Genomic DNA, 6,046 nt, shown 5'->3' with positions numbered 1-6,046 from the left:
CCTCTGCGATCCTGAAGCGTGGTAACTCCAGTTTCCCAGACCCATCCGGGTGAACAACCTATTGAAACATCACATCTGATATGGCCGCTCTTGGCAAGTCTGCTTTGCATTGAATAGCAACGGCCCGGGGTGATGCGACACGAAGTCTGCTGCGACGATAGATCAGACTGATATCCGTGGATTGGGTACCACTGTGCATGGATCCGTCGTAGAAGCTGCCTCGCTCTAGTTTCGCCGGTTGCCTGCAGGCCTTTCGGTCGTAGTGTGACTGAGGATCCTTCCCTGTCGGTGCCCGTATCGCATCACCCCGAGCCGCTGCCGCATCAGGCGCTGGCCAAGCGATCGCTGGCTTGCGCCTGGCGCGCGATGGCCCAGACGAAGCCGGCAAGTTCGCGCGCAACCGCTACACAGACCTTGTTGATCTGCACCCCTCGCGCGGAGAGCTTGGCGAATCGACTGCTCAGGCGCAACTGAGCCTTCCAGGCGTGGTTGCGGATCGCCTCAGGCAGCTGTGCGCTGCGGCTGCGAAGCGTGCTGCTCATGCGAGGCGCAAAGCGATAGTTCCACGCCGCCTCGGTCAATAGCCGCCGGGCATGCCCGTTGCCGGTCTTGGTGATCGAGCCGCGCCGGACGCTGCTGCCGCTGGAGTGCTCCGAGGGCACCAGGCCCAGGTAGCCCATCAGATCGCGTGCGGACTGGAAGCGGCTGAAGTCGCCGATCTCGGCGATCAGGCCGATGGCGCTGACGCTGTCGATGCCGCGCAGGGCCCGCAGCGCCGCCACCACCGGCTCGAAGCGCCAGCCCTGGACGATCTCCTGCAGTGCCGTTGTCAGTCGCTCAACACGCTGCTCGGCGGCCTGAACGGCCAACTGGTATTCCGCCAGCGCAACGCTCTCGCCGGCATGATCGAACCGTTGATCGGCGATCCAGCGCTCGTGGGTCTTGGTCCACGAGGTCTTGCCGGGGTAACGCCGATCATGGCGCAACAAGAACGCCTTGAGTTGCTGACGCGCCCGCAGCCGCATCTGTACGGCATCCTCTCGCGCCCGGCACAGGTCACGCACAGCTTCGTGCGCTTCATCAGGCACCCAGATCGCCTTGAGCTCGCCCGCTCGCGACAACTCGGCCAGCCGGCAGCAGTCACGCCGATCATTCTTGACGCGATCACCGGCGCGTCGCGGGATCAGCGACGGCGCCACGATCTCGCAGCGGTAACCGCGACGCCGCAGCTCCCGATACAGCCCGAAGCCCGTCGGTCCGGCTTCATAGACCACGCGGACCTCAGAGGGGTCCCCCGCCTTGGCCAGCATCTTCAGCAACTGCCTCACGTCCGGTCTGACGACGCCGACAAACCGCGCCAACTCCCGGCTCGTGTCGCACGCCGCAATGCTGATGCTGTCCTTGTGGACGTCCAAACCGACGAAAAACTGGGTACGCTCTTGCATGGCTCGTCTCCTTCAGTTGCGTCTGGCCCGTCCAGCCGTATGTGGCTCGGCACACTTCGGTGCGCAACCCACGGATCCGGAGACGAGCCCTTGAAGCTCTCATGGAGCGGCCATCATGTCTAGTGCAGTGCGCCACTCTGTTCTGCACTTATCCCCGAAGCTTACTTTGCTGCACTGCACACCCCCAGGAAATGGATGGTCTCCGAGCTGCGCAGCGAGGTCGAGCGCCACACGCTTCATCGCGCGCTGCGACAGCATCCACATGGCGCCGAAGGCGTCCCACGCAGCTGCCGATTCCTTGAAGTGTTCGCGGTCCGCCAGAATCTCGTTGAGCGGCTTGGCCAGCAACTCGTTGACCGCGTCGAGTTGCTCGGCCAGCACTGACCCTGCCTCGTTTCCACGTACATCAAGTCATGCCGCCAAGCGGGTGTTCTCCCAGGTCACTGGAGATAGGAAGCCGTTGGCAGAGTGCAGACGCTGGCGGTTGTACCAGCCCTCGATCCAGTCAACGATGTCCAGCCTCGCTTGCGCTCGGGTCTCGTAGCGTACCTGGTAGACGCGTTCGACCTTGAGCGTCTTGAAGAAGCTCTCCACCGGTGCGTTGTCCCAGGCGTCACCTTTCCTGCTCATGGACATGATGATGCCGAGCTCGCCCGCCAGTGCTCGGTACTGCCCACTCGCATATTGCGACCCGCGATCGGTGTGGACCAGCAGGCCCCTTTCCGGCTTGCGATGCCACCATGCCGATTTCAGGGCCGTGCATACCAAGGTGGCGTCGATTGCTTCGACATCGACCAGCCGACGATGCGTCGGCCGGCTAGATCCATCACGGCGGCCAAGTACAACCAGCCTTCGCCTGTGGGCACGTACGTGATGTCCGCCGCCCACGCCTGATTCGGTTGCCAGCCTTCAAAGCGGCGATCCAGAAGGTTGGGCGCCACCGGCAGGCGGTGAGCCGAATCGGTGGTCACCACGAATGGCCTCTTGTAGACCGGCCGCAGGCCCTGGCGTCGCAGACTCTTGCGAACGCGCTCGGCGCTGACGATCTCGCCCTGCTGGCGCAGAACCTCAGCGATCCGAGGACGTCCATAGCTTCGACGACTGGCCTGGTGGATGGTCGCGACTTTCGCGTCCAAGGCCTGATTGGCTAACGTTCTGGGACTGGGCGGGCGCACGCGCCATTGGCAATAGCCGCTGCGAGACACGCCCAGCACTTGGCAAAGTCGGCTGACGGCGTACTGGTCGCGATGCTCGTCGATCCAGGCGTACTTCATCGCGACCCCCTGGCGAAGTACGCCGTCGCTTTTCGAAGGATCTCCACATCCAGCTTCGCTTCGGCCAATTCCCTGCGCAACCGACTGTTCTCGGCCTCCAACTCACTGATGGGCCTGCGTGCAGGAGCCTCCGTCGAGGGCGCCGTCGGCATGCTGCCAGCACCGCCCGAGGCGATGCCTCGTCTCGACCAATTCCCCACGGTGGCCACAGGCACCCCAAGGCGGCGAGCCGCCTCGTGGCCACCGACCGAAGCCGCAAGCCTCACGGCTTCGACCTTGAATTCCTCTGTGTACTGCCTCTTCGGCAGCTTGCCTTCTTTCATTTCGATTCTCCGTACCTTCGAAGTTATCAACTTCTTGCTGTACGTGAAATCGAGGCAGGGTCACACCGCGTGCTGCGCCTGCGCGTCGCGCAGCGCGTCGGCCGCGCTATCCGCCGGCGGCGGCACCGGCGCGGCAAAACTGCCGTCCGCGTTCGCCGCAGGGATCTGGAGCTTGTAGGTCATGGACATGGCGTTGCCTTTCGTCGGGCAGCGTGTTGGAGTTCAATCGCCAGGGGCGCGCCGCAGGCCTTGCGTGCTTGACGACACCGAAGAGTGTAGTGACCGCGCCGCACGGAACTGCGCCGCGCTCATCGTTGTGCCCACTTCGGCAACATTATCTTGTCGACCACGTGGAGAATGCCGTCCGACTGGGTCACGTCTGCACCGGTCACGGTGGCCGTGCCACCCCTCGTTTGTGATCGCCGGCCGCCGCCGGCCTTGGGGAAGAGCGGCAGAAGCATTTGTGCCCCGCGCCCCTTACTGGAGACTAGCGCCAGAGAGCAATCAAAGTAATCACTGCCTGAAGTAATAGTGGGTCGGGTTTCGCACCGGTCTCCCGCGAAGCAGCGGGCGAGACGCCGCGCGCATACCTCGAGCCAGCAGCAAGTTCAAGTCGGTCAGCAATGGCCGTGTTTCCGCGAAGTACGAGTGGCCCAAGAAGCTTGTGTCAATTGACGTTGCATCAATCGACTCCAAGCCCTCAGCAATGACAATGTTGCTGCCACCCAATCCAGCGCGGCAGCACCCGTGAATCCTTGACGACACTTGAAGCGTCTTGTCTCGACTGGAGGCATACAGGGTGACCGGGATGTTTTGCCCTTTGAAAGCAGGAATGATCTGCTCTTTGAAGACCAACGCATCTAGGTCTGGCGCCGCAAGGACCAGCTGGACGACCCTTGTCGCAACCTGCGGCTCTGCCTGGATCATCTCTGTTAGCGCCTCGCTGACTATCCGCGAGCCCATACTGTGCGCCACCAAGAAGATCCTGTCCGACGAGTTGGCCGCGAACAGTCGCAAGAACTTCTTGAAGTCTGGAACGCTTTGCAGCGCAGTGTTCTCGTCTTGCGTATACAGAGCAGGATCACCGCGGGAGGCCCAACTGAAAAAAGCGGGGACGCTGTCGAGACCCAAGTCGTGCGCGATCTGTGCAGTCCGAAGAGCCGCGTCGTCGAATGACACGTTGTACCCGTGAACAAAAAGGACGGTAGGCTTTTTAGGGTCCGGACCACGATACTCCTTGATCAGGTCCGCGAACTTGCTGCTCTCGACTAGAGTGATGTCTCGAATCATCATATGCTCGGTTGGGTCTTCCGAGAACTCCAATTTCCAGAGCTTTGGCCGCTCGATTTGCCCGACTTCGTGATTGGGAGGGACGGAGACATCGACATAGCCGAACGCCATATCGCTGCGGGTGCCGGCGAACGAGTTGCGTAGTGAACCACGAGCGTCGTCGCTTGCCTTGCGGTTCGTGCCAAACAACAACCTCAATATATCCGGCCCTGACTTGAATTCTGGTAGCGCACCCGGCTGGAGTGAAATCGGTTGGCCCAGATCCCGGTGCGCGTTGTCCATCGCACCGGCAGCCGCTCCTATAGCTCCAAAACTGATGCCGCCCAAGAGATCCCCCAAGAATCCGCCTCCTCCACCGCTGCCTATCCTTGGTCTTCCTGAGTTCGCGATCGCGGTCGGGCTTGAACCACTAAGAGCCTCGATCGCTGCGCCGCTTCCTCCTGAGGTAGCAGGCCCCGTCTTGGGTGGTTCCGGCTTGGGCGGCTCGATGGCCGATGGAATGGTTGCGGCGGGCGGGGGGGGTGTTGACGCTAACTCGGTGACGCCAACACGTTCGGCTGTTGCCGCGCAGCCAGTGAGCACCCCCGTGAGAAGCAAGGCTGCCATCGAATTGCACTGAGGACTCGCCCAAAGACTGCGCAGAAACCTCATACTTTTCTCCTCGCCGATGTACATTCTCCGGCTATTTAACCAGGTGAGTGACCTGGACCGCCCGTCGCTCTACGGTAACGAGCGACTGCTTTTTTCCGCGAAAACAGTAGCGTGCCCAATTCATTAAAAGCTCAACTTCTGCAGCAAGTTGAAGAAGTCCGGGTTGGAGGTGTTGGGAAGGACGGTGTATGCCTACGTGTCGAGGCAGCCACGTCACCTTGGGTGTGACGCAAGTTGCCTTGGAAGTGAACTAAGCTGCACGAAGGAAATACTCGGTGGGCGTTTTTCCTCGGCCGGAGGCGTAACGGCTGACCGAACACTTCCGACAGCATCGCTGAACTGTCATCTGGCTTTGCAAGCAATCCAGGTGAAAGCGGAAGCTTGCTAAGGAACTCGATCTTCGTGGACAAGTTCGACATGCATTGTCTCCTGCTGGGTTTGGCGCCGCTACGAGAAGCGCGAAGGTAGCACTTAATACTCAACCCTCGACGAAGAAAAAAGGCATATGCCGTTTGGTCATGCTTCAAGTCCCCACAAGGCCAAGAGTCTGTCAATAGTGAAGTTGACCCGATTTCGCGGACACCCGATCCTTATGGAAGAAGAAGTCCGATATGGCTACACCGAAGCCTCCATACCCAAAACCGCTAGGTAGCGAATAGGGCGGTATCTTTCCAAGGCTTGGAAACTGTTTCGTTCGATGAGTTGCTCAAATCATCTGCCGGGAGATGAGGGCATTCGTGTCCTTGGTGTCTTGTGCGCGGCCACCAGCGCTCCGGCGAGCAGCGCACGAGTTGCGTCGTGCGATTTCTTTTCTGGGGTAGCCGTACTTTCTTTGCAAAATGGTGCGCTTTGGTCCAAGAAGTTGTTGCACGACAAGGACTTACAAGATCGAGGCAGTGCGCGAACGCCATCCTACGGTAAGCTTTTGATTTTGAAAGGGAAGAAGCGGTCAAGCGTGTCAATTTGCCGAAAAAGTACGATAACCCCGGTATCGAGCACTTCACTCAGGAGGCGATCGGCTTCGGTGCACCGATCCTGGTACGACTTGGCTGGATCGCGCAGC

General features: G+C 60.6%; 4 protein-coding genes and 1 pseudogene. All 5 read right to left on the bottom strand.

Going from position 1 to position 6,046, the window contains the following annotated elements; translation table 11 throughout:
* Positions 1–323: 323 nt before the first annotated feature.
* Positions 324–1,445, bottom strand: coding sequence for an IS110 family RNA-guided transposase (locus tag AC3A6Y_RS34780; RefSeq protein ID WP_487872758.1), 1,122 nt, complete (start codon positions 1,443–1,445; stop codon positions 324–326).
* Between the two features lie 99 nt (positions 1,446–1,544).
* The gene (locus AC3A6Y_RS34775; RefSeq protein WP_487872759.1) at positions 1,545–1,826 is read right to left on the bottom strand and encodes a hypothetical protein; all 282 of its coding nucleotides are present in this window, start codon (positions 1,824–1,826) and stop codon (positions 1,545–1,547) included.
* A gap of 30 nt (positions 1,827–1,856) precedes the next feature.
* A pseudogene (locus AC3A6Y_RS34770) lies at positions 1,857–3,042 on the bottom strand (IS3 family transposase).
* A gap of 60 nt (positions 3,043–3,102) precedes the next feature.
* Positions 3,103–3,231: a hypothetical protein gene (locus AC3A6Y_RS34765; RefSeq protein ID WP_487872757.1), complete on the bottom strand. Its 129-nt coding sequence runs from the start codon at positions 3,229–3,231 to the stop codon at positions 3,103–3,105.
* Positions 3,232–3,555: 324 nt separating this feature from the next.
* Positions 3,556–4,671, bottom strand: coding sequence for an alpha/beta hydrolase (locus AC3A6Y_RS34760; RefSeq protein WP_487872756.1), 1,116 nt, complete (start codon positions 4,669–4,671; stop codon positions 3,556–3,558).
* Between the last annotated feature and the right edge of the window lie 1,375 nt (positions 4,672–6,046).

The organism is Variovorax sp. Soil_C_17 (genome assembly GCF_057657265.1).
Note: the sequence above shows the minus strand (reverse complement) of the source record. Positions and strands in the feature narration are given on the sequence as shown.

Excerpts from the sequence above, each read along its gene's own strand:
- AC3A6Y_RS34780 (WP_487872758.1), bottom strand. The coding sequence starts at position 1,445 with ATGCAAGAGCGTACCCAGTTTTTCGTCGGTTTGGACGTCCACAAGGAC.
- AC3A6Y_RS34765 (WP_487872757.1), bottom strand. The coding sequence starts at position 3,231 with ATGTCCATGACCTACAAGCTCCAGATCCCTGCGGCGAACGCGGACGGC.